We start from the raw sequence: 21,461 nt of genomic DNA, 5'->3' as shown, positions 1-21,461 counted from the left end.
GACCCACCCGGAGAATGGGACCCGTGAGCTTCCAGCGGTACGTCGCGATCGGCGACTCCTTCACCGAGGGCGTGGGCGACCCCGACCCGGCCCGACCCAACGGCCTGCGCGGCTGGGCCGACCGGGTGGCCGAGGTGCTCGGCCGCAACGCCCTGTCCGCCGGGGCGGACTTCGGCTACGCCAACCTCGCCATCCGGGGCCGGAAACTGCCCGGCATCCTCGACGAGCAGCTCGAGCCGGCGCTCGCGCTCGAGCCCGACCTGGTGACGGTCTACGCCGGCGCCAACGACATCCTGCGACCGAAGGTCGACATCGACAGGATCGTGGAGAGGTACGACGCGGCGCTGGGTCGGCTCGCGGACACGGGCGCCCGGGTGGTGGTGTTCACCGCGTTCGACCCGGGCGGCTCGGCGATCTATCGCCCCCTGCGCGGCCGGTTCGCCCTCTACAACGAGCTGGTGCGCAGCAGCGCGCGGGCGCACGACGCGACCGTCGTCGACTTCTGGACCATGCGGGAGTACCGCGACTGGCGCTACTGGGACCCGGACCGGATGCACCTCGGCCCGGCCGGTCATCAGCGGATGGCCACCGAGGTGCTCGACACCCTCGGCGTACCCCACGACCTCACGCCGCTCCCCCTCGTCGACCACCCGGCGCTCAGTCGGGCCGAGCAGCGTCGGGAGAACCTCACCTGGGTCCGCGAGATGGCGATCCCCTGGGTGCACCGGCGCCTCACCGGCCGGTCCTCCGGCGACGGACTCGACCCGAAGCGCCCGACCCTCGCACCGATCGACTAGTATCGCCGCGACCGAATCGGCAGCGTCGGTCATGCGGATGTAGCTCAGTTGGTAGAGCGCGACCTTCCCAAGGTCGATGTCGCGAGTTCGAATCTCGTCATCCGCTCCAGATTTCCCCGCGAGTCGGCGCAAAGTGACCCGCGAGTGGGCGCAAAGTGCCCCCGCCGCCCATCTCCTCAGGCCGCCGCCGTACCGGCCGATCAGGCCTCTAGCCTGTGACTGCTGTGACTTGTGGTGCGCTTGACTATTCAAGTGGCTGGGGTGACAGTGGTCGGGCCGCGTCCCCTTCCCCGATTTCGGACTCGAGGTCCTTGATGTCTCGCCCCCGCGCCCTCGTCGTCGCCATCGGCGGCCTGGCCCTGCTGCTCGCGCTCGCCCCCTTCGTCCCCCGCGGCGGTGACGACGACGGTGCGCTGCAGCCCTCCGGCGACGGGACCGGCAAGTCCCAGCGAGTGGCCTCCTCGAACGCCGTCGGCAGCTCGACCGTGACGCCTGCGATGCAGACCGAGATCGACCGCGTCGTCGCGGCCGGACGCTCGGCCGGGCGCCTGGGGACCAGGGCCGGCATGGCCCGGGCCGCGCAGCTCGTGCGGTGTGCCGAGCTCGACGGACAGCGCTACTGCCTCGGCGTCGGCTGGACCGAGGACACCGAGGCCGACGTCCGTGCCCGAGTCACCTCGGCCGCCCGGGTCGCCGCCCGCACCACTGGTCGCACCACCACCGGCGACCTCGACGCCAACGCGGCCCTCGCCCGTACGGCGCGGCTGTCACCCAAGGCCCGCGCCGCCGCCGACCGCGCCGAGCTCGAGGCGGCCGCCAAGTCGGTCGCCAAGGTGTGGCTGCTCCGCCACGAGATCCTCGGCGAGCCGCTGCCTGCCGACTTCCTCGCCCGGCACCCGGAGGCCCGCGCCGCCGCCCCGGCGGCCAAGAAGGCGACCCCGACGCCCGCTCCGACGCCGATCATCACCCCCACTCCGAGCACGTCGGCGACGCCGGTCGTCGCCGCGTCGACGACTCCGAACACCAACGCCTCGGCCACCGCGACCCCGGCGGCGGCACCGCCGCCCGCCAAGACCGGCCGCGACTACCCGAAGCGCGACGAGATCCTCGATCCCACGCACGTCGCCGAGCAGACCCGCAGCTACTGGTGCGGCCCGACCTCGATGCAGATGATCGCCTGGGGCTGGTCGGGCAAGGCCAAGAGTCAGGACCTCTGGGCCAAGCGGCTCGGCACCACCTCGAGCGGCACCGGCATGACCGACATGGTCCGGATCGTCAACGAGAACACCGGCTGGGACAAGCCGACGTACGCCGGGAAGTACATCACCCTCGACGTGGGCGGCTGGACCTACAAGCAGTGGATGCTGCTGATGATGCGGCACATCTCCGACTACAAGGCGCCCGTCGTCCTGCACCCGATCCTGCGCAAGCGCTACTACCCCTACCTCGACGACGACGCGTCCGGCCACTTCCAGGTCGGTCGCGGCTACGACAAGAACGGCAAGAAGGCGGCCCTGCTCGGCTACTTCGAGCCGTGGAACCAGCAGCGCTTCGACCCGTCCGAGCCGCGCATCGAGCGCGTGCAGTGGCGCAACGCCTACAAGAGCTACCGCGCCAACCAGGACCACTTCCTCCACAACCTCGGCGTCTGATGGGCCGGGCCACCGCGACTCTTCGGTACGCCGCCGCTTCGGTGCTGCTGCTGACGCTCGCCGCCTGCGGTGACAGCGACGGCCCGGACGCCGCGCCGAGCCCGACGCCGAGCGCGACCCCGACCGAGACCACGACGTCACCCAGCGCCACGAGCACCTCGACGCCGGACGACCAGGCCTCGGGCGGCACCGCCGACGCACCGACAGCGCTGGAGCCTCGCACCGACCCGCTCGACTGGCAGCCGGTGGACGGCTCGGTCGAGGACGCCGTCACCCGCAACGGTGAGTGGTCGCTGAGTATCCCCGAGGACGGCTCCACCTGGCAGCTCGAGAAGGTCGCGGCCGGCGGCAGCAGCTCCGGCCAGGCCGGCGCCAACCCCGGCTGGAAGGTCAGCGACGGACTGCTCGACGAGGACTGGGCGGTCGTGGTGCTCCAGGACGAGAAGGAAGAGAAGCCCAGCACGGCCACTGTCACGAATCTCGAGACCGGCAAGACCTTCGAGATCAACGGCCGGTCCGACGTACCCACCACCAACGGCGGCACCTGGGCCCTCGGCGACGACCAGCTCCTGCACGCCACCATCGACCAGGGCGCCTACTGCCTCGCGACCGTCGACCTCGAGTCGCGACGCTCGACCGTCGCCTGGTGCGCACCCGAGCAGCACGGGTTCAACGCCGGCCACGTCACCGACGAGGGCATCTCGCTGCTGACCTTCGACAACGCCGCGACCTCGTGCCGCACGGTGGCGAGCATCGCGGACGGCCAGGCCACGCCGTTCCCCGGCGTCACGGAGTGCAAGGCGTGGGAGGGTCTGCTGCTCGAGGACGCGGCCGTCTGGTCCGTCATCCCGAAGGAGCGGCGCATCGAAGAGGCGCACCTCTACGCGCGGGTCGGTGACGGCTACTTCGACCTCGGACCGGGGACGTCGGGCAGCCTCGTGTCGTGCGACGACGCGGCGTACTTCACCCGTGACCCGCAGCAACGGGGCGCCCCGGCGACCCTGATGCGGTGGAGCCCCGAGGACGGACTCTCCGTGGCGTACGAGTCGCCGAACGGCCAGGCCTTCATCGAGCAGCCGCGCTGCGGCGGCGACACCATCACGGTCACGGCACTGACCTCGTCGGGCGACGAGCAGGTGTCGGCGAGGCTGTAGACCCGTCGGCCTAGGCTGGCCGGCGTGACTGACGGCTTCACCGGGTTCCCCGCCGCGGGACTGGACTTCTACGACGACCTCGAGGTCGACAACACCAAGTCGTACTGGGAGAAGCACAAGGCGGTGTACGCCGAGGCGGTCAAGGCGCCGATGACCGCGCTGTGCGCTGCGCTCGAGCAGGAGTTCGGCACCGCGAAGATCTTCCGCCCCTACCGCGACGTCCGGTTCGCGAAGGACAAGACGCCGTACAAGACCCACCAGGGCGCGTTCGTCCGGGTCGGGGATGCGACCGGCTGGTACGTCGAGCTCTCACCTCGCGGCATCCGCACCGGCGGCGGGTTCTACGAGGCGAGCGGTCCGCGACTGGCGGCGTTCCGCGAGGCCGTCGCCCACGACCGCTTCGGCCCCGAGCTCGAACGGATCCTGAGCAAACTCGAGAAGACGGGCTTCGAGATCGGCGGCGACCGCCTCAAGACCACTCCGCGCGGGTACGCCGCCGACCACCCCCGCATCGAGCTGCTCCGGCACCGGTCGCTGACGGCCGGCCACCCGCTCGGCTTCGAACCGGTGATCCACACGCCGGAGCTGCTCGACCTGGTGCGTGCCGACTGGCGGGCGATGCGCCCGCTGGTCGAGTGGTGCGGCCGGCACGCGCAAATCTGACTACTGCTGGTCCTCGAGCCAGACTGGATCCCGCACGAGCTCGACGAGCTGCTTCTCCGTGAGCACCGGGGCCGCGCCGGCCACGCCCTCGGCGTCCTCCTCGCCCGCCGCCCAGGCCGTCGCCGTGATCACGAAGCCATCGGGGGTGGCGTTGGTCGCGGTGCTGGCGCGAGCCCCGACGAGCTCGTCGTCGCGCGGGTGTGGGGCCCCGGTCGGTCCGTTCCCGCTCGCCGGCCCCCCGCGGGTCCACCAGCTCAGGATCCCGCCGAGGACCACTTCGCACTGAGCGCCCGGGGGGAGCTCGCCGCAGGGTGGCCGCGGCTGAGTGCGCTCGAGCCGAACCGTCACCTTCGCGCCATCCAGGAGCACCGACCCTGCCTGGAAGCCCGATGGTTCACCGTGACGCTCGTGCCAGGCACGAATCTGGGTCACGTCTCCGACCAGCAGGTCACCGAGCACCCGCCCCATGTTCGCCGGTTCAGGGCCGAACTGGCGCGGCGTCTGAGTCGGAAGGTCTGTCGACAGGGTTGGGCTGCTCGCCGCCGTCGTGTCATCGTTCTCGGCGGCCTCGTCGCCCGGCAGTGAGGCGTAGCCCAGCGCACCCACGACGGCCACCGCCGCCACACCGGCCACTATCGCGTTGGCTGCCCGTCGCCGCCGCGTGCGTCCCCGCGCGGCACCGCCGGCGACCAGCCACGCAACATCAGGGTCCAGGCACGATCCGACGCGCTCCAGCAGATCGGTCATCTCGTGCTCGTTCATCGAGTGGCCCTCTCCCGCGCGCGCTCCAGCGCCCGCATGCTCCGGTTCTTGACCGCGCCGGGCGTGACGCCGAGGCGGCGCGCGACCTCAGCCACGCTGAGGTCCTCGCTGTAACGGAGCACCAGCACCGCCCGGTCCAGCGGCGCGAGGCCGTCGAGGACCTCCTGCAGCTCGAGCCGCAGGTCGGCCGCCGCGACCGGGTCGACCGAGGCCGAGTCGGGCAGATCGGCGTACGGCAGCTCGTGGCTGCTCCGCCGCCGACGCTGGCTCAGGAAGGTGCGCACCAGCGTGGTCTGCGCGTACGCCGCGGGGTTGTCGATCCGCCATCCCCACTTGACGTAGACCTTGGCCAGCGTCTCCTGGACCAGGTCCTCGGCGCCGTGGCGGTCACCGCAGAGCAGGTACGCCGACCGGTAGAGCTGCGGCGTCCGCGCGATGGCGAACTCCTCGAACTCCCGGTCCTTCGCCATGTCACTCCTGAGGGTGGTAATGCTCCACCCACTACGACGCACGGGACCGTCGTGCGGTCACACCTTCGTGAACGATGCCATCGTGCGCTCGGGCTCCCAGAAGGCCTTCATCGAGGCGACCCGACCGTCGTCGTGGATGACGTAGACCATGATCAGGTCGGTGGTCGTGTAGCTGCCGTCGGGGAACGACGTCTTGATCCGGCCGATGTTGGCGCAGGTGTTGCTGCCCGGGTTGGCGAACGACTCGTAGATCTCGAACTCGAACCTCTCGATCGGCTCGATCGCCAGCTTCCAGAACGCCGAGATGCCCTCGTGACCGCGGTGCCCCTTGCCCTCGGGGTCGAACATCGACGGGCCGACCGGGTCCTCGAGGACCGCATCCTCGGCGTACACCGTCAGCCACTCGGCGAGGTCGCCCTTGGCGACGGCGGAGTACGAGCGCTGCGAGGCCGCCCGCGCCGGGTGGTCGTCGTTCGGCGCGGTCCAGTTGATGGCGTCGGAGGTGATCATGACCGCATCCTAAGCGTGAATTGAAACACGTTCTAGTGTTGAGTGCAACGGCCAGGGCTTCGGCGACACGTCACCGCGAGTTCACCTCGCCGACCGACCCGGCTCTCACCCTGGAGCCATGGCCCGACACATCGTCTACCTGCACCTCGGACTGCCCGGCAGCGGCGGCGGCTTCCTCGAGACCGCGCTCCCCGAGCACGCCGCGACGCTCGCGACCTTCGGGGTGGCCCACCCGGTGGCCACCTCGAACGAGATGTTCCGCTCGGCCGTGGAGATCCGCCGCGACCACCGCACCTGGGGCTACCGACGCCGCGACGTCGAGGGCACCTGGGCCGAGATCTGCCGGCGCATCCTCAAGCAGCGCAACCGGGTGCTGCTCAGCCAGGAGCTGCTCACCGGGTGCACCCCCGATCAGGCGGATCTCCTCCTCGACACCCTCGCCGGCGCCGAGGTGCACGTCGTCATCACCGCCCGTCGCGCGGACGCGGAGCGACACGAGTTCGCCGCGCTCACCGCGCTGTGGACGGCCGCCGTGCGCCACCCCGACCGCGTCCACACCCTGGTGGTCCCGGCCGACGTCGAGCCGCTCGGCTGGATCTGGTCCGAGCTCGGCGAGCTGGTCGGCTTCGACGCGGCACAGCTCCCGCTCGGCGCCGACACGGCGATCGCGGCGTACGGGCTTGCGAGGCAGCGCGAGCTGCAGCGGGTCCGAGCGGCCGCGCAGCCTGACGAGCCACGACGCCGCGGCCTGCGGCAGTGGGTGGCGCGGGCCTGACCTCAGCAGGTCAGTGCGGCTGCCAGGCGTCTTCGTCGGCGGTGAGCGAGGTGACCTCGTCGGGGAGCTTGCGGTCGGCCAGGTCCTGGATCGACACCCGCTCGAAGACCTCGCGCAGCGAACGACGAGCCGCGATCCACACGTGCTGGAGCACGTCGGCCGCCTCGTTGTAGGTGACCGCCTCGGGACGCAGCCCGTAGACGGAGACCAGCGGGCCGTCGACCGCGCGGATCACGTCGGCCACGGACACCTCGGAGGCGGCGCGGCCCATCCGCCACCCGCCGGACTGTCCTCGCTGCGACATCACGACGCCCGCTCGACGGAGGTCGGCGAGGATCGCCTGGAGGAACCCGTGGGGGATCTCCTGGAGCCGGCCGAGCTCCTCCGCGCTCACGGCGCGTCCGTCCTCGCGCGAGGCCATCTCGATCAGCGCACGGAGGGCGTAGTCGGACTTGGCGGAAACTCGCATGCGTCCAGTGTGTCAGATGTGTCGACTTGTTCACTCGACCTTGGTGGCTTGTTGCCGAGCCGAGACCTAGTGCCTCACGCCGCGAGGTGCGCGCGCACCCGCTCCTGCGGTGCGATGCCAGCCCCTTCACGGTCGGCCTCCTCGAGCTTCACGGCGTACGCCACCCACAGCACCCAGAGGGTGAAGACCATCGACGCGAGCACCGCGATGGTGATGCCCGGGACGCCGATCACCTCGGCCAGCGTCTTGAGGTTGGTCAGCACGATCACGCCACCGACGGCGACGCCGAGCACCCGAGGCGGCAGGCAGCGGACCAGGGTCGCGGCGATCGGTGCGGCGATGACGCCGCCGACCAGCAGCGCAGCGACGAACGCCCAGTTGATGCCTTGACTGCCCAGCGCGAGCAGGAAGCCGAGCGAGGCGCCCACCGTGACGACGAACTCGGCGGTGTCGACGGAGCCGACGACCTTGCGCGGCTCGAGTCGGCCCGAGGAGAGCATCGTGGTGGTGCCGACAGGGCCCCATCCGCCGCCACCGACGGCATCGACGGCGCCCGCCACCAGGCCGAGCGGCGCGAGGAAGCGTCCGGACGGCCGCGGCTGGAACCTCAGGGAGCGGAGCGTGAGGAACCGCCACGTGACGTAGAGCCCGAGGGTCAGCAGGATCGCGGCGACCAGCGGCTTGGCGAGGTCCGCGTCGAGGTTGACGAGCAGCGTGGCGCCGACGAAGGCGCCGACGAAGCCGGGCCCAGCCAGGATCGAGACGGTGCGCCAGTCGACGTTGCCGAGCGCCTGGTGGGAGATGCCGGACACCAGCGAGGTGCCGATCTCGGAGAAGTGGATCGCTGCCGACGCGGCTGCGGGGCCGAGGCCGCCGGCGACCAGGAGAGTGGCGGAGGTGACGCCGTACCCCATGCCCAGAGAGCCGTCGACCAGCTGGGCAGCCAGGCCGACCAGGGCGAGCACCACGAGCTTGTGCATCCCGTCACCTCAATTGGATTAATTCTAGTGATTTTATGGTCAATCCAAATCGAGGCAATGTCAACCGATGTGTGGATGCAGTTCGGCAATGCGGTGTTGCGACGTTACTGACGGGTACGTACCATGGAAGTTACCGACCAGTATCCTGACAACCAGCTTGGCGAAGGTGGGGCTGTGAGCCACTACAAGAGCAACATCCGCGACATCGAGTTCAACCTCTTCGAGGTCTTCGGCCGCGACCAGGTCCTGGGCACCGGACCGTTCGCCGAGGTCGACACCGAGACCGCGCGCGAGATCCTGGCCGAGGTCGACCGGCTGGCGCGCGAGGACCTCGCGGTGTCGTTCGTCGACGCCGACCGGAACCCGCCGGTCTTCGACCCGAAGACCAACACGGCGCCGCTGCCGGAGTCGTTCAAGAAGAGCTACGCCGCGTGGATGGACGCCGAGTACTGGCGCCTGACGACGTTCGCCGAGCTGGGTGGCACCCCGGCACCGTCCAGCATCTGCTGGGCGATGGGTGAGCTCGTCCTCGGCGCCAACCCGGCCATCTGGATGTACGGCGCCGGCCCGATGTTCGCCGGCGTGCTGTGGCGCAACGGCAACGAGCGCGACCGCAAGATCGCCCAGCTCGTCGTCGACAAGGGCTGGAACACCACGATGGTGCTGACCGAGCCCGACGCGGGCTCCGACGTCGGCGCCGGCCGCACGAAGGCCACCCAGAACGCCGACGGCACCTGGAACATCGAGGGCGTCAAGCGCTTCATCACCTCGGCCGAGGGCGACCTGAGCGACAACATCATCCACATGGTGCTGGCCCGCCCGGTCGGCGTCGAGGGCGCCGGCGGCCCCGGCACCAAGGGCTTGAGCCTCTTCATCGTGCCGAAGTTCCACATCAAGGACCTCGAGACCGGTGAGCTGGGCGAGCGCAACGGCGCCTACGTCACCAACGTCGAGCACAAGATGGGCATCAAGGTCTCCAACACGTGCGAGCTGACCTTCGGCGACCCGGGCGTCGGCGGCGGCGAGCCGGCCGTCGGCTACCTGCTCGGCGAGGTGCACAACGGCATCGCCCAGATGTTCCAGGTCATCGAGAACGCCCGGATGATGGTCGGCACCAAGGCCATCGCGACGCTGTCGACCGGCTACCTGAACGCGCTCGACTTCGCCAAGGAGCGCGTCCAGGGCGCCGACCTCGCGCAGTCCGCGGACAAGACCGCGCCGCGCGTGACGATCACCCACCACCCCGACGTACGCCGCTCGCTGATGACGCAGAAGTCGTACGCCGAGGCGATGCGCGCGCTGGTGCTCTACACCGCGACCTGGCAGGACCAGGTGATGGTGGCCGAGCACAACCTGAAGAACGGGGGCGAGCGCGACGAGCTCGCGGAGAAGGTCAACGACCTGCTGCTCCCGATCGTGAAGGGCTACGGCTCCGAGCGCTCGTGGACCCTGCTCGGCACCGAGTCGCTGCAGACCTTCGGCGGCTCCGGCTTCCTGCAGGAGTACCCGATCGAGCAGTACGTCCGGGACGCCAAGATCGACACCCTCTACGAGGGCACCACGGCCATTCAGGGCCAGGACTTCTTCTTCCGCAAGATCGTCAAGGACCAGGGCGCCGCGCTCGGCCACCTGGCCGGCGAGATCTCGAAGTTCATCGAGAGCGAGGCCGGCAACGGTCGGCTCAAGGTGGAGCGCGAGCTGCTCGCGACGGCTCTCGACGACGCCCAGGCGATCGTCGGCCACATGATCAACGACCTGATGTCGGCCCAGGACGACACCCGCAACATCTACAAGGTCGGCCTCAACACCAGCCGCCTGCTGATGGTGCTGGGCGACGTGGTCTGCTCGTGGCTGCTGCTGCGCCAGGCCGAGGTCGCGCTCGAGAAGCTCGGTGGAGACCCCGGCAAGGACAAGTCCTTCTACGAGGGCAAGGTCGCCGCGGCGCAGTTCTTCGCGCAGAACGTGCTCCCGAAGATCACCGCCGAGCGCCAGCTCGCCGAGGCCACCGACCTCGCGATCATGGACCTCGACGAGTCCGCCTTCTGAGCCGAGTCGGCGCAGACTGACCCGCGAGTCGGCGCAAAGTGACCCTGACCAGGGTCATTTTGCGCCGACTCGGCTACTTCGGGAGCTTCTCGCGCGCCAGTCGTACGGCGGGGCGCGGCTCCTCGAGGAACGCCAGCAGCGCGGACCGGTCGACCATGTCCCAGGTGGTGATCCGGTCGTGGCGGCCGAGGTAGACGTCGCACAGCTCGCGCCGCTCGTGGTCGCAGCCGCATCCGCAGCGAGTCGCCGGGGCGCTCGGCGTCGAGGGCCTCGATGACGTCGGCCGCGGTCACACCCGTCACCGTAGCCCGGCTCGCGCGGCCCGGCGTACGACGTCGGTGAGGCGGCCGAGCACGGGCGAGTCCAGGCGCCAGCGCTGCCAGTAGAGCTGGACGTCGACGTGCAGCCGGGTGCCGAGCGGCACGAGCCGCCCGGCCTCCACGGCGGGACCGAGCTGTGGGTGCGGGATCATCCCCCAGCCGAGGCCGAGGCAGACCGCCTCGAGGAAGTCAGCCGACGTCGGGACGCGGTGCACGACCGGCGGCGTCCCTACCCCGCGGGCGGCGAGGGCGTCGTGCTGGAGGTGGTCCTTCTCGTTGAAGACCACCATCGGCATCGCGGCCCAGTCGACGCCGCGACCGTGGCGCCAGCGCTCCGCGAACCCCGAGGCGGCGGCGGGGACGTAGCGCAGGTGGCCGAGCGGCTCGACCGAGCAGCCCTGGACCGGCGTCGGCTCGGACGTGACGGCGCCGAGGACGTGCCCGCTGCGCAGCAGGTCGGCCGAGAACGCCTGATCCTCGACGTGGAGGCGCAGCGCCACGTCCGACCAACCGGCCACCTCGATGAGCCCAGCCCGGAACCAGGTCGCCAGCGAGTCAGCACTCACGGCGACGGGGAGGTCGACGATGCCGACGTGCCCGTGCGCGAGCGCGTCGCGGACCTCGTCCTGCAGCAGCCGGGTCTGCCGGGCCAGTCGGATCAGCTCCTCCCCTGCCGGGGTCGGCCGGCACGGCGTCGTACGGCGCACCACGACCTGGCCGATCTCGGACTCCAGAGCCCGGATCCGCTGACTGACCGCCGAGGCCGTCACATGCAGGTGGCGGGCCGCGGCCTCGAAGGTCCCGTGGTCGGCGATCGCGACCAGGGCAGCCAGCTGGGCGGGCACGAACTCCATGAAGCCACGCTAATGGACTTGTAGAAACATTCGGTGGTCTTCATCTCGACGGACACCTAGCGTTGGCCGGGTGCTCGACTCCACCGCCGCCGGGATGCTCACCGGCCTGTCCCTGATCGTCGCGATCGGCGCGCAGAACGCCTACGTGCTGCGACAGGGCCTGGCTCGCGAGCACGTCGGGATCGTCGTCGCGATCTGCGCGCTCTCCGACCTGGCGCTGATCACCGCCGGTGTCGCGGGCATCGGCCGGATCGTCGAGCACGCGCCCTGGGTGCTCGACGTGGTGCGGTGGCTCGGCGTCGCCTTCCTGACCTGGTACGGCGTCTCCTCGCTGCTGCGCGCTCGGAGGCCCGAAGCGTTGCGGGCGTCCGGACGTGCGACCGTCAGTCGTCGCGGAGTCGCCGCCCGAGCGTTCGCCCTGACCTGGCTCAACCCGCACGTCTACCTCGACACCGTCCTGCTGCTCGGCACGATCGCCAACCACGAGGGCACGACGGGCCGCTGGTGGTTCGCGACAGGCGCGGGCGTGGCCAGCATTCTGTGGTTCTGCGGACTCGGCTTCGGCGCCCGCTACGCCAGCCCTCTCCTGGCCCGCGCACGCGCCTGGCAGGTGCTCGACGTGCTCATCGGCGTCGTCATGCTCCTGATCGCACTCCAGCTCGCCCTCGGTTGAGTCGCGGCCACCCGCACCGGTGGGAACCAACCCGAACGCCGGACTCCTCGACACCTCCTCGATAGGCTCGAATCGGGAGGAGAGGAACGGATGACGGAGGCAGGCACCGGGCACGGCGACCCGTCGTTCGACCGGTACGCCCGAATGGTCTGCCGGGCCCTGGGCGTGAGCACCGCGACCGTCACCATCATCGAGCCGGGCCGCGCCGTCTTCCGCGGTGCGTGCGGGCTGCCCGACGACCTGCAGCTGGACCGCGAGAGCCCGCTGTCCCACTCGTTCTGCAAGCACGTCGTCGCCGAACAGGGCCCACTGATCGTCAGGGACGCCCGCGAGGACGACCGGTTGCGCGACAACCTCGCCATCTCGGACCTCGGGTTGATCTCGTACGCCGGCTGGCCGATCACCGACCACACCGGCGTCATCGTCGGCTCCCTGTGCGCCGTCGACGGCGAGCCCCAGGACTGGACCGACGACCAGATCGAGATGCTCGAGGACCTCGCGGCAGCGTGCTCGGCGGAGCTCTCCGAACGCGGCCTGCGCAGCCTCGCCGCCGTCGGGGAGCGGGCGGCCAAGGATCTGACGCACCGCAGCCGGGTGCTGCTCGCGCTCAGCGAAGGCCTGTCGGCGACCCGCACGATGTCCGACGTCGCGCAGGCGGTCGAGCTGATCGCCGTCGAACAGCTCGGCTGCCTGCATGCCGGCATCTGGCTGCGCAGCACGGGACAGGCGGCCGACACCGACCACGCGCACGAGATCCTGACCTTCGTCGCGCCGCCGACGACCACCTGGACCTCCGCCCTGCGCAACGCTGTGCTGCCGTACGACGACACCAACCCCCTGGGTGGCGCTGCCGTGCACGGTCGCGCCGAGTACTTCAGCAACAAGGCGACCCAGAACGCCCTCTACCCGCACCTCGACACCAGCAGGCAGGTCGGCGAGGCCCGCTCCTTCCAGCCCCTCATCACCCGGGGCGCCGTCCTCGGCACCATCGCCCTGATCTGGGACGACCCGCACCCACTGACGGAGGAGGACCGGATCACGATCGAGGCGCTGGCGTCGTACTCGGCCCAGGCCGTCCAGCGCGCCGACCTCCTACAGGAGCGGTTGGACGCGCTCGTGACGCTGCAGAGCGCGCTCCTGCCGGCCCTGCCCGAGTCGGAGTGTCTCGAGCTGGCTGCCCGCTACCGCCCGGCCGCGTCCCGCGACCAGGTGGGTGGCGACTGGTACGACGTCGTGGTGCTGCCGTCCGGCGCGACCAACCTGATGGTCGGCGACGTCGTCGGCCACGACATCGCCGCCGCGGCCGTGATGGGCGAGCTGCGGACCATGCTCCGGACGATCGCCTGGGCCCTCTGGGACAGGCCGGCCGTCCAGGTGCAGCGGCTGGACCGGGCGCTGGAGGACCTGGAGGTGGATGCGATGGCCACCCTGGTCTACGCCGTGGTCGAGGCCAGGGACGGCAGCGACGGCCGGACCCTGCGATGGACGAACGCGGGTCACCCCCCTCCACTGCTGGTGGGCGTCGGCGGGACGACGACGTTCCTCGACGACGGCGTCCCGGACCTGATGGTGGGGGTGCAGCCCGACACGGAGCGCAGTGACCAGACCATCCTGCTGGCACCTGGGGCGACGCTGCTGCTCTACACCGACGGCCTCGTCGAGCGCCGCGGGGAGGACATCACCGACGGCCTCGACCGTCTCGCCGACGCCGCCCGGCGATACCACGACCTCGGTGTCGACGACTTCCTCGACGCCGTCCTCGGCGACCTCGTCGGACGAGAGCTCGCCGACGACGTGGCCGTGCTCGCCGTACACCTCCGCGCATAGGGTGCAGGGCATGACGGACCAGGATCTGCTCAGGGCGTACGTCGACGTCTGGTGGCAGGCGATCAACGACTTCACCGACCTCCTCGAGGAGCTGCCGGCCGAGGAGTGGTCGACCCCGACCGACCTGCCGGGCTGGGACGTGAAGGCGGTGGCGTCGCACGTCGCCCACCTCGAAGGGATCCTGGCCGGCGGGCCGGAGGAGACCGCCGACGTCGGTGAGCCGCCGCACGTCACCGGCATGATGGGCCTCTACACCGAGGCCGGCGTCGTCACCCGGCGCGAGGCCAGCCCGGACGCGATCATCAACGAGATCCGCGCCTCCGCCACTGCCCGGCACACGGCCCTCATCGCCGACCCGCCCACCGACGCGTCCGCCAAGCCGGAGCGGATCTTCGGCGGGGTGCCATGGGACTGGCGCACCCTGCTGCGCAACCGCCCGCTCGACGTGTGGATGCACGAGCAGGACATCCGCCGCGCGGTCGACCGTCCTGGAGGCATGGACTCTGCGGCGGCGCGGCACACGGCGGAGTACCTCGCCGAGAGCCTGGGCTTCGTGCTGGCCAAGCGCGTCGGGGCCGAGTCCGGGACGACGGCGGTGCTCGAGCTCGAGGGCAGCGACCCGTTCGCGTTCGCCGTCAACGACGCGCGCCGTGGCGAGCGGCTGGCCGCCGCGCCGACCGACCCGACCGTGCTGCTGCGGATGGACCGCGAGGCGTTCATCCGCCTGGCCGGTGGCCGCTGCCAGCCCGAGCCGGGCACACTCGCCGTCGACGGTGACGAGGCGCTCGCGGCACGCATCATCGACGCCATGGCGACGACGCCGTGACCAGGCCGGACCGCTGGGACCTGGCCGACATCCCCGACCAGGCCGGCCGCACCATCCTGGTGACCGGCACGACCGTGGGCGGGCTCGGCCACCACACCGCGCTCGAGCTAGCCCGGCGCGGCGCCCGGGTCGTGATCACCGGCCGGTCGCCCGACCGGCTCGCCGAGACCGTGGCCGCGATCCGCACCGAGGCGCCGACTGCCGCCCTCGAGACGGTCGAGCTCGACCTCTCTGACCTGTCGTCCGTACGCCGGGCCGCCGCGGACGCAGCCCGGCTCGGACCGATCGACGTACTGGTCAACAACGCCGGCGTGATGGGTACGCCGTACCACCGCACCGGCGACGGCCTCGAGCTCCAGATGGCCACCAACCACTTCGGGCCGTTCCTGCTGACCGGGCTGCTGCTGCCGCAGCTCGTCGCATCGGAGGACGGCCGCGTCGTCGCGGTCTCCTCGCAGATGCACCGGATCGCACGCTCGGCGCCACTGGGCGATCCCCTGGTCCAGCACGGGCGCTACCAGCCGTGGCCGACGTACGGGCAGTCCAAGCTCGCCAACCTGCTGTTCACCTACGAGCTCGACCGGCGGCTGCGCCGGGCGGAGCTGTCGGTGAAGGCGCTCGCCGCCCACCCGGGCTTCGCGTCGACGCACCTCGCGGCCAACGGGCAGTACGGCCGAGCCGTCGGCGGGCGCGCGTCGATCCTCGACGGCGCCATCAAGCTGGTCTCCCCCAACACCGCGGCGCAGGGGGCGTGGCCGACGCTGATGGCGGCCACCGCCGAGCTGCCGGGCGCGACGTACTGCGGTCCCGACGGCTTCCTCGAGTGGGGCGGCCGGCCGCGGATCACGACCGGCAACAAGCTGTCGAACGACGAGAGCGCTCAGCAGCGGCTCTGGCAGCTGAGCGAGGACGTCACGGGGATCACCTACCCCTGACCGATCTGTTGGCCGGCCCGAGTGGGATTGCCGCGGACCGTCGTCTTGGCAACCGCGGCCTAGACATTCAGGTCGCTAGGCGGTCGACGAACGCGGCCGTTGGTGGCGACGGGCAGGCCAGAGCACAACAACGAAGACTGCCGCGCAGACCCCCAGCGTGGACACCACGACCACCGCGATGAAGTCCCAGGGAATGTCGAGGATCAGACGTTGCCGCGTCGCACCAGCGAGGATGGCGATCGCCGACACGCTGGCGCCGGTGGCGGCCAGCCCTGCTCCGAGCAGCGTGAGTCCGAGCTGATTGAAGCCGACAGCGAGAGTCCATCGATGGCGGAGCCCCAGGGCGACGAGGCGTGCCCCGTAGCCGCGCAGGTAGTTCGCTTGAGCGATGACGAGTGCCCCGAGGATGAGCGTGGTCACCGAGAGAAGCCCGACCAGGGCGGTGTACCAGTCCCGCGTCGGCGAAGTCGGCTCCGGGACCACGTGGTACTGAAGGGGGTGGGTGTCGCGCCCGGCGCGTTCGACAGCAGCGGTCGCGCTTCGGATCTGCTGGTCCGAGAGGTCATTGAAGACGTCGAGGCTGGGGGTGACCCTGAGGCCGAGGTCCTGCGCGGTGCTCGTGAGCATGAAGCCGGCGGCCGCCTGCTGGAGCTCCGGCGCGACCCCTCGCACGACCGCGAACTCACCGGGTAGTGCCTGAGGATCGGCCTTGCCGGGCTGGATCAGGACCGTCCGACCCTCAGACACTCCGCTGATCAGCAGGACGCCGCCGGAGGTGAGCAAGGACTCGTACTCCGATGCGATGCGGGTTCCGAGCAGGTCGCCCAGATCGTCCATCGACCTGACGGTGCGGATGCCCGCCTGAATGGCGCCGACGCTCTCGGTGTTCCCTTCGGAGAAGGCCATGGTTGCGCCGAGCTCGATGGGCTGCGCACCGACGTCGTCCGCGACCATGTGACTCGCCCTGGCAGCGGGCCTGCCTTCAGAACGATCGACCCACAGCTGTCCGTCCGGGACCGCACTCAGGTTGGCCGCGGCCTCCGTGCGAGTGGAGGTCGCGACGAAGGTCGACGCCGAGACCGGCGCCGCGATGCTCACCGCCACGAGCGTCCCGATGATGGCGAAACGAGCCCGGTCCGCCTGCATGAGTCGCTTCGCGATGAGCGTTCGGGCCTTGCTGGTCGAGAGTGTCGCAACCAGCAGGCGCATGATGTCCGGCACCAGGAGGATGGTGGCGGCGACCAACTGCGCGATCAGGATTCCTGCGCTGTCTGAGTCGGAGTCGCGAGTTCCCGCCGAGGCGAGCGACCTGATCAGGAGGACGGCCACGGCGAGCCATCGCAGCAGACTCCACGGGACCGACCTGGCCACGAGACGAAGTCGCGACGGTCCAGATGCGTGCGCGAGCAGCGGGCTGAAGATGACGGGAACGATCAGGGCCGGGACGAGTACGGCGACCAGCGCCAGAGGTCGCAGGTCTCGGACGGGTCCGACGGGTTGATCGACGATCGAGGGCAGTACGACGGCTCGTAGCCCCTCTCCGACCAGCAGGCCCGCCAGCACCCCGGCACCGAACGCGAGAGCGGCGAGACCGGCCGTCATGCCCGTCACGAGGATGACGAGCCGCCGCCGCCTGAGTCCGACCCGAACCATGGCTTCGACGACCCCCCGAGCCCACCCGAGAACGGACCGACCAGCCATTGCGACGGCGGCAACGGACAGTGTCAGGAACGGCAGCGTGAAGACGAACCCGGCCGTATCTGCCAGGGAGAGATCGTCCACGCTCTCCCACGTCGCACGATCCACGAGCCCGGTGATGATCTCGTCCGGCTTCTCCGAGCCTCCAGAGATCCTGGCCAACGCGTGTGCTACGCCGTCCGCACTCGCAGGCCCCTTCCAGTAGAGGGACAGCTGCGCTCCGGTCCCGGTGAATCGCTGTGCGATCTCGTCTGTCGGCATGGAGTTCCAGGTCCCCGGCGCAGCGATCACGCCGTACGACGACTCCGCGAACGTGTCCGTGAACGTGCCCGTGACCGTGAAGGTCGCTGCCCCGGAGAACGCTGTGAACTCCTGGTCGACGAGCGCGTCCTTCGCTTCGAGTCGGTCTCGGAGGCCCTCGGTGATCGCCACCTCCCCAGGAGCACTCGGCCAGCGGCCCTTGCCGAGTTTCCGTCCGGACGGAAACAGCGTCTCGATGTCCGAGGCTTCCACGTAGCTGACGATCCGACTCTTCCCGGTCGTCATCGGCCTCGGGATGGCGTCGGGGCGCACGTCGAAGGACCGCAGCACGACCCAGGACTCGCTGGCACCGAGGCCTTCGACGTCGCGGCGGAGTCGATCCTCGACGTTCGGTTCTGCAGCCCGGTCCCCGGGGCTGACTCCGATGGACAGTTGGGCGTCCGCTGCACCCAGATCCCGAACGGCAGTCTGCTCTCCGGAGAGCGCGAGGCCGCAGAGGACCACGTAGAAGGCGGTGAACAGCAAGGCCACAGCGGCAGGCAGGATCATGGGATGCCACAAGCGCTTGGAAGTTCCGAGCCGCCTGACCAGGAGCGCGGTCGCGTCTCGACGGACGCCCGCGATCACGACTCGACCATCCGGCCGTCGCGGACCGTGACTGTGCGCGTCGCATAGTCATGTGCGAGCGGGTCGTGGGTGGCCACGAGTACGGCGGCACCCGCGTTGTCGCACAGTTCGCGCAGCAGAGCGAACAGATCGGCGGAGTTGGCGGAGTCAAGAGCGCCGGTCGGCTCGTCGGCCACCAGGATGCTTCGGTCGCCGACCAACCCGCGGGCGATCCCCACCCGTTGGCGCTGGCCGCCGGACATCTGGTCGGGATGACGCGCCCCGACGGCTGCAACGCCGACCCTCTCCAGTGCGGCCCGCGACAGTTCGCGGGCCTCCCTGGACGAGAGCCCTCTGGCCAAGAGGGGGAGCGACACGTTCTCGAGTGCTGTCAGCTCGCGAACGAGATTGTCGTCCTGGAAGACGACGCCCACACGCCGCAGTCGCAGATCCGCACGGTGGTCCTCCGACATCGCGGACACGAGCTCCTCGTCGACGGTCACTGTGCCCGAATCCGGCAGGTCGAGGCCCGCCACCAGGTTGAGCAGGGTCGACTTGCCGGACCCACTCGCGCCCTGGAGGCATATCAGTTCCCCCACCCCGAAGGACAAGGTGACGTCATCGACCGCGACGACACGATCAGGCTCCTCCCCGAACACCCTGCACACACCATCGAGCCGGACCAGATCCTGCGGCACGTCGCTCACCAATCTCGTCAGCAGCCGCGGTTGGTGGCCCAGGACGTCAGCTTGTCGTTCTGGGAGTCAGCCAGGTCCGGGTTCGACGAGGTGTTCGTCATAGTGATGCAGAACCCGCCACCATTGGCCAACTGGAACCAGCGGGCGTTGGTCAGCGTCCGGTTCGCCCAGGACGAGGTCCGGTCGTTACTGGCGTCCTGGATGTTCGCGATCCCGAGCCCAGCGGCCCTGGAGCCGAGATAGTCACCGCTGTGGTGGTTGTTCTGCCACGCACACACCCTGTTGGACGCGCAGTCGCTGTATGCCGCGTTCGCCCCCAGGACGGGCGTCACGGCAAGGCCGGCCGCCGCGAGTGCACCTACGCCAATCAGGACCTTCAACTTCTTCAGGAATTCTGCCTTTCCGAAGCGACCGACGCGGATGGTCGTGGCCGCGGTGGCAGTAGACCAACATTGCCCGGGATCCCCTGACACGGGGCCCTAGAATGACACAGAATTTTGCCAAGATTTGTCACGTGGATGACAAGAATCCGGCGCGCCCATCAAGATCCTTGGTCCGGTTGGCTCACCAGAGCAACCCGAGTGTGGCAGCGCTACCGCGGCGGTAGCTGAGCGAGGAGACGGTCGGCATCACCTACCCCTGACCAAAGTCGATGCTCCCGTCGGCCCGCGGCCGATGTGCTCACCGCCGGCGTCGGCTCGAGGTCCGGTTCAGCACCCTCGGCGCACCCCGAGCGCTACGCGCTGCTCCAGACGGTCGGCAAGGTACCGATCGTGTGGCGTCGCTGCCTGGCCTGCTTCGTCTTCTCGTTGCCGATCGACCTGCCGTCGATCCCGTCCCCTGACCTGCCCTCCCTGCCCCGGTCCGACCTGCCGTCCCTCCCCTTCCCCGACCCGCCTTCGTGGTCGGCACCCGGCTGGGTCGAGCAGGTCCTCGACGTCGCGCACTACATCTGGCCGGTCATGCTGACGTTCGTCTTCGCCCGCGCCGAGATCCGGCGGCGCCGGCGGCAGGACGAGAAGCGGGCGCCCGCCGAGGACGGCCCCAGCTAGGCCGCGTGCGGGCAATTGGTTCGACCGCGGCGGCGGCGCGGGGCATGCTTGCGCCGGTGACCTCGAGGTGGCCGTGCCCGTGCTGCGGGCACCTGACCCTTCCCGACGGGCCGGGCGCCTACGAGCTGTGTCCCGTCTGCTTCTGGGAGGACGACGGCACCCAGCTGCGGTGGCCGATGAGCCCCGACGGCGCCAACGGGATCAGTCTCGTCGAGGCACAGCAGCGCTACCGTCGCACCGGGGCGATGGACGGCGGGTTCCGCCGGAAGGTCCGCCGCCCGCTGGCAGGCGAACTCCTCGATCCCGGGTGGCGGCCGTTCGACGCCGACGTCGACTGGACCCATCCCGAGATGCCCGGTGAGCGCTGGCCCGCGAACCCGGAGGCGCTCTACTACTGGCGCCCGACGTACTGGAACGGGGATCCTCACCGCACACCTGCTCCGCCGCGAGAGCTCACCGGGGATGACCGGCTCGTGCAGCACCTGATCACCGAGGTGCCCGAGATCCAGTCGGTCGTCGATGCTGTGGAGTGGAAGTACGGCGAGGCCGCTCCCATGGCGATCTGCGCACGCGCCGCGGACGTCGCGATCGGCGCCTATCGCGACGGCAGAGCCGATCTCGGTCTGAGGATCGCTCGCGCACTGAACCCGGGACTCGACGAGTCGTCGGAGCTCTACGCGCCCAACTGCGTCAGCATCAGCTTCCTGGAGAACGACGGCTGGCACGACGACGCGCTCCTGCACTTCTTCGACCAGTGGCCCGACGAACTGCGCGCCGAGATCCGGGAGCAGCTGGCGCACGTGGCCTGGTCGCGTGCACAGAGCACGGCACGGCTGAATCTCTGGGAGAGCTCTCGGGGCCAGCCGATTCACGTGGTCGAGGACCAGTTGCGGAACCTCGACGGCATCCACAACGGCGGCCTCCACGCCGAGTTGCACCGTGCGTTGATCGCGCGCGTGCTGTCTGACCATCGGTGGGGATTCAAGCATCCCCTGGCAGCGCTCGCGCTCGCGTGGCGATATCGGAGCGTGCAGTCACCGCTGCGCACCCTCAACTGGTTGCGTAGGCCGCGCTTCGCGGGTTGAGCAATCGTCGGCCTAGGGTCGTCGGTGGAAGCTGACCCTGCCGCTGGGGTGATGGGTCGTCTCGTAGGTGGGGTCGTGTGCTCTGGCGTGGTGTCTCGGGCAGAGGAGTCCGCCGTTGGTGAGGTCGGTGGGTCCTCCGTCGGCCCATCGCTGCCAGTGGTGTGCGTGGCAGAGCCAGGGTGGCCAGTCGCAGCCGTCGGCGACACAGCCGCGGTCGCGGAGGGTCATCGCGGTCAGCTGGGCCTTGGTGAAGAGCCGGCGGACACGGCCCACATCAAGGACCTGGGAGTCGCCGTCGAGGACGACGGGGATGATCCGACCCGTGCAGGCAAGCCGGCGGGCCTGTCC

22 protein-coding genes and 1 tRNA gene are annotated in these 21,461 nt (G+C 70.2%); 13 read left to right on the top strand and 10 right to left on the bottom strand.

Annotated features, from left to right (window positions below; all coding sequences use genetic code 11):
• The first annotated feature begins 23 nt into the window (after positions 1-23).
• The 5 genes from ABEA33_RS23360 (at position 24) to ABEA33_RS23340 (ending at position 4,266) form a co-directional block, all read left to right on the top strand.
• Positions 24-797, top strand: coding sequence for an SGNH/GDSL hydrolase family protein (locus ABEA33_RS23360; protein ID WP_345529487.1), 774 nt, complete (start codon positions 24-26; stop codon positions 795-797).
• A 33-nt stretch (positions 798-830) separates the two neighbouring features.
• Positions 831-906 (top strand) — tRNA-Gly (locus tag ABEA33_RS23355).
• A 205-nt stretch (positions 907-1,111) separates the two neighbouring features.
• Positions 1,112-2,449 carry a C39 family peptidase gene (locus tag ABEA33_RS23350; RefSeq protein WP_345529486.1) on the top strand — a complete coding sequence of 446 codons (1,338 nt, stop codon included), beginning with the start codon at positions 1,112-1,114 and terminating at the stop codon, positions 2,447-2,449.
• Complete coding sequence (locus tag ABEA33_RS23345) at positions 2,449-3,603, top strand: hypothetical protein (RefSeq protein ID WP_345529485.1); 1,155 nt, start codon at positions 2,449-2,451, stop codon at positions 3,601-3,603. Before ABEA33_RS23350 ends, ABEA33_RS23345 begins: the two co-directional genes overlap by 1 nt.
• 24 nt (positions 3,604-3,627) lie before the next feature.
• Positions 3,628-4,266, top strand: coding sequence for a DUF2461 domain-containing protein (locus tag ABEA33_RS23340; RefSeq protein ID WP_345529484.1), 639 nt, complete (start codon positions 3,628-3,630; stop codon positions 4,264-4,266).
• On the opposite strand, the gene ABEA33_RS23335 is transcribed toward ABEA33_RS23340, so the two are convergent.
• From ABEA33_RS23335 to ABEA33_RS23325, 3 genes are read right to left on the bottom strand one after another with little or no spacing between them, the layout of a single operon-like run.
• A complete protein-coding gene (locus ABEA33_RS23335; RefSeq protein WP_345529483.1) occupies positions 4,267-5,028 on the bottom strand; it encodes a hypothetical protein in 762 nt (253 codons plus the stop codon). It lies immediately after the preceding gene.
• Positions 5,025-5,498 carry a SigE family RNA polymerase sigma factor gene (locus tag ABEA33_RS23330; protein ID WP_345529482.1) on the bottom strand — a complete coding sequence of 158 codons (474 nt, stop codon included), beginning with the start codon at positions 5,496-5,498 and terminating at the stop codon, positions 5,025-5,027. The genes ABEA33_RS23335 and ABEA33_RS23330 overlap by 4 nt, the downstream gene beginning before the upstream one ends.
• A 57-nt stretch (positions 5,499-5,555) precedes the next feature.
• Positions 5,556-6,008 carry a nuclear transport factor 2 family protein gene (locus ABEA33_RS23325; RefSeq protein ID WP_345529481.1) on the bottom strand — a complete coding sequence of 151 codons (453 nt, stop codon included), beginning with the start codon at positions 6,006-6,008 and terminating at the stop codon, positions 5,556-5,558.
• A 118-nt stretch (positions 6,009-6,126) separates the two neighbouring features.
• On the opposite strand from ABEA33_RS23325, the gene ABEA33_RS23320 reads away from it, so the two are divergent.
• Entirely contained in the window at positions 6,127-6,783 is a 657-nt protein-coding gene (locus ABEA33_RS23320) for a hypothetical protein (protein ID WP_345529480.1), read from the top strand.
• A gap of 10 nt (positions 6,784-6,793) precedes the next feature.
• On the opposite strand, the gene ABEA33_RS23315 is transcribed toward ABEA33_RS23320, so the two are convergent.
• Entirely contained in the window at positions 6,794-7,252 is a 459-nt protein-coding gene (locus ABEA33_RS23315; protein ID WP_345529479.1) for an RrF2 family transcriptional regulator, read from the bottom strand.
• Between the two features lie 74 nt (positions 7,253-7,326).
• Complete coding sequence (locus ABEA33_RS23310; protein ID WP_345529478.1) at positions 7,327-8,232, bottom strand: sulfite exporter TauE/SafE family protein; 906 nt, start codon at positions 8,230-8,232, stop codon at positions 7,327-7,329.
• A gap of 174 nt (positions 8,233-8,406) precedes the next feature.
• Between ABEA33_RS23310 and ABEA33_RS23305 the strand changes: the two genes are divergently transcribed.
• Positions 8,407-10,278 carry an acyl-CoA dehydrogenase gene (locus ABEA33_RS23305; RefSeq protein ID WP_345529477.1) on the top strand — a complete coding sequence of 624 codons (1,872 nt, stop codon included), beginning with the start codon at positions 8,407-8,409 and terminating at the stop codon, positions 10,276-10,278.
• Between the two features lie 298 nt (positions 10,279-10,576).
• On the opposite strand, the gene ABEA33_RS23300 is transcribed toward ABEA33_RS23305, so the two are convergent.
• On the bottom strand, positions 10,577-11,452 hold the full coding sequence (locus ABEA33_RS23300; RefSeq protein ID WP_345529476.1) for a LysR family transcriptional regulator ArgP: 876 nt from the start codon (positions 11,450-11,452) through the stop codon (positions 10,577-10,579).
• A gap of 70 nt (positions 11,453-11,522) precedes the next feature.
• Between ABEA33_RS23300 and ABEA33_RS23295 the strand changes: the two genes are divergently transcribed.
• The 4 genes from ABEA33_RS23295 to ABEA33_RS23280 all read left to right on the top strand — a co-directional run bounded on the left by ABEA33_RS23295 (position 11,523) and on the right by ABEA33_RS23280 (position 15,713).
• On the top strand, positions 11,523-12,125 hold the full coding sequence (locus tag ABEA33_RS23295; protein ID WP_345529475.1) for a LysE/ArgO family amino acid transporter: 603 nt from the start codon (positions 11,523-11,525) through the stop codon (positions 12,123-12,125).
• A gap of 90 nt (positions 12,126-12,215) precedes the next feature.
• On the top strand, positions 12,216-13,952 hold the full coding sequence (locus ABEA33_RS23290; protein ID WP_345529474.1) for a SpoIIE family protein phosphatase: 1,737 nt from the start codon (positions 12,216-12,218) through the stop codon (positions 13,950-13,952).
• Between the two features lie 10 nt (positions 13,953-13,962).
• Positions 13,963-14,778, top strand: a complete 816-nt coding sequence (locus ABEA33_RS23285) for a maleylpyruvate isomerase family mycothiol-dependent enzyme (RefSeq protein WP_345529473.1) — start codon at positions 13,963-13,965, stop codon at positions 14,776-14,778.
• Positions 14,775-15,713: an oxidoreductase gene (locus tag ABEA33_RS23280; RefSeq protein WP_345529472.1), complete on the top strand. Its 939-nt coding sequence runs from the start codon at positions 14,775-14,777 to the stop codon at positions 15,711-15,713. Before ABEA33_RS23285 ends, ABEA33_RS23280 begins: the two co-directional genes overlap by 4 nt.
• A 75-nt stretch (positions 15,714-15,788) precedes the next feature.
• Here ABEA33_RS23280 and ABEA33_RS23275 read toward each other — a convergent pair whose 3' ends face one another.
• From ABEA33_RS23275 to ABEA33_RS23265, 3 genes are all read right to left on the bottom strand, one after another.
• On the bottom strand, positions 15,789-18,221 hold the full coding sequence (locus ABEA33_RS23275) for a hypothetical protein (protein WP_345529471.1): 2,433 nt from the start codon (positions 18,219-18,221) through the stop codon (positions 15,789-15,791).
• Between the two features lie 74 nt (positions 18,222-18,295).
• Entirely contained in the window at positions 18,296-18,985 is a 690-nt protein-coding gene (locus tag ABEA33_RS23270; protein ID WP_345529469.1) for an ABC transporter ATP-binding protein, read from the bottom strand.
• 8 nt (positions 18,986-18,993) lie between these two features.
• Positions 18,994-19,449 carry a peptidase inhibitor family I36 protein gene (locus ABEA33_RS23265; protein ID WP_345529468.1) on the bottom strand — a complete coding sequence of 152 codons (456 nt, stop codon included), beginning with the start codon at positions 19,447-19,449 and terminating at the stop codon, positions 18,994-18,996.
• Positions 19,450-19,653: 204 nt separating this feature from the next.
• Between ABEA33_RS23265 and ABEA33_RS23260 the strand changes: the two genes are divergently transcribed.
• Entirely contained in the window at positions 19,654-20,028 is a 375-nt protein-coding gene (locus ABEA33_RS23260) for a hypothetical protein (protein WP_345529467.1), read from the top strand.
• A gap of 56 nt (positions 20,029-20,084) precedes the next feature.
• Positions 20,085-21,113 carry a CPCC family cysteine-rich protein gene (locus ABEA33_RS23255; RefSeq protein WP_345529466.1) on the top strand — a complete coding sequence of 343 codons (1,029 nt, stop codon included), beginning with the start codon at positions 20,085-20,087 and terminating at the stop codon, positions 21,111-21,113.
• A gap of 12 nt (positions 21,114-21,125) precedes the next feature.
• On the opposite strand, the gene ABEA33_RS23250 is transcribed toward ABEA33_RS23255, so the two are convergent.
• On the bottom strand, positions 21,126-21,461 hold a 336-nt coding region (locus tag ABEA33_RS23250; protein WP_345529465.1), incomplete at its 5' end, for an HNH endonuclease signature motif containing protein.

Origin of the sequence: Nocardioides endophyticus, assembly GCF_039543845.1 — a bacterium.
Taxonomy (GTDB): domain Bacteria; phylum Actinomycetota; class Actinomycetes; order Propionibacteriales; family Nocardioidaceae; genus Nocardioides; species Nocardioides endophyticus.
Note: the sequence above shows the minus strand (reverse complement) of the source record. Positions and strands in the feature narration are given on the sequence as shown.